The following is a 1,089-nucleotide window of genomic DNA, read 5'->3' as shown; positions in this document are numbered from 1 at the left end:
GGTAATTGCCATGCTATCATAAGGCACATCAACCAGGGCTACCGCTGTAGGGATAAAACCAAGGGGTTTCTCTCGCATGTAACTCATTTGCCTTAATACAACCAAAGTGCCTATAATCAAAATAATAGTGATTGCAAATTGAACCACAACAAGAATCTTCCTCAAACTTAAGCCTGCAGCATTCGCGGTAATTTTATTTTTAATGGCTAATGCTGGGCTATAGCCAGACATGACCATTGCTGGATAAAAGCCAGCTAAAAAGCTTACCAGTAATACCAAAACAACCATAAATACAAATATGATCGGGTGCTCGATAATGCTAAATGAAATATGATCTTTAAACAGGCTTTGCATGCCCGGCAAGGCTACTTCTGTTAAAACACAACCTACCAGTAGTGAAATAACTGTTATCGTTAAAGTTTCTGTTAAAAACTGTACAATTAATTGCCTGCGCAAACTACCCATCACTTTACGTACACCAACTTCTTTCCCCCTGCTTACGGCCTGTGCAGTAGCAAGGTTGATAAAGTTGATACATGCAGTCAGCAATAAAAAAGCACCAATTATGGCCAATCCATAAAGTTCTTTCTTCGGCATTACTTTGTTCGCAAAATTGCCCAGATCTGCATTATAGTGGATATCTCTTAGCTGTTGAAACCGATGGCTTTCTTTCGAAACATTATCTCTTTGATAGTATTTAGTAATAAACTGAGGGAGGCTTTTACTTGCATCCTCAATAGATGCTCCCTCTTTTAGTAATACATAACATTCAGAAGTAGAAGAAACTGTGCCCCAGTTAGTCGACTCTGGCCTTGCCTGGTTTAGATAAGTTTTATAAGAAATGATTACTTTAAGTGGAAAAGAACTGTTATCGGGTGTTTTTTCTATAATACCGGTAACTTTAAGATCTACTTTGTTCTGAAAATTAATGCTCTTCCCAACTGCTTTGTGCCAATCTCCGAAAAGTTTATTGGCCATCTCATCTGATAACACAACAGTATTGGGCTGACTTAGTGATTGGCGCGGATTTCCTTCAAGCCATTTAAAGCTTAAAATCTCAAAAAAATCAGGTTCTGCATAATGTACGCT

Annotated in this window: 1 protein-coding gene; it reads right to left on the bottom strand. The window is 38.2% G+C overall.

All coding sequences use genetic code 11. From position 1 onward, the window contains the following. The coding region (locus AC1DND_RS28380) for an ABC transporter permease (RefSeq protein WP_477586253.1) at positions 1-1,089 on the bottom strand (1,089 nt) is incomplete at both ends.

This window comes from Pedobacter sp. 01N416, from assembly GCF_056399685.1.
Note: the sequence above shows the minus strand (reverse complement) of the source record. Positions and strands in the feature narration are given on the sequence as shown.